Origin of the sequence: Rhodoferax ferrireducens (genome assembly GCF_003347515.1) — a bacterium.
Lineage (GTDB): Bacteria > Pseudomonadota > Gammaproteobacteria > Burkholderiales > Burkholderiaceae_C > Rhodoferax.
Genome location: NZ_QEII01000229.1, coordinates 1 through 558, shown reverse-complemented (window position 1 = coordinate 558; position 558 = coordinate 1). Strand labels below are relative to the sequence as shown.

The 558-nt window shown below is 58.6% G+C and carries 1 protein-coding gene; it reads left to right on the top strand.

Going from position 1 to position 558, the window contains the following annotated elements; genetic code table 11:
• Positions 1-389: helix-turn-helix domain-containing protein (locus C5P05_RS04335; RefSeq protein WP_114968637.1), on the top strand; the 389-nt coding region annotated here is incomplete at its 5' end.
• Positions 390-558: the final 169 nt, after the last annotated feature.

Here is a 558-nt window from a genome sequence, read left to right as displayed (position 1 = left end):
ACGCCAGCCTGCAACTCAAGCTTGACGACGAGTTGGGCATTTACCATGGCATCAGTTTCAACGACTTTGCGCTGCTGAATTTGCTCGCGCAAGCGGACGGTGGTCGGGTAAGCATTCCGGCACTCGTGCGTCCGCTGGGTCAGCCTCAATCGGCTGTGCTGCGTCAGTTGATCGTGCTCGAGAAGATTGGCCTCGTGGTGCGCGAAGGTGCGAATGGATTTCGTCAGGCCGTGCTTCGCCCAGCCGGGCGTGCGCTGGTGAACGCCGCACGCGAGACTGCCGATAGCATTTGCACCGAAGCCGTCGAATCAATCGCCCCCGCAGCGGTTGAGATGGTTTCCGCAGCACTGGTAACGCTTGCACGCACGCCAAACTTAGCACTCTCATGAGCAACGCTATCGCGACGATTTGCTGGGTACGGGGCCACTTGCACAGCCTGGCGGTGCATCCGTGGTGCTGTAGTGAAGCCGGCCAAACGAAATATCGGAGCGCTCCCAAAAGGCGCGCAACACAAAAACATTTAAGGACCACACGCCATGCCCAAGATTAAAGCGAACG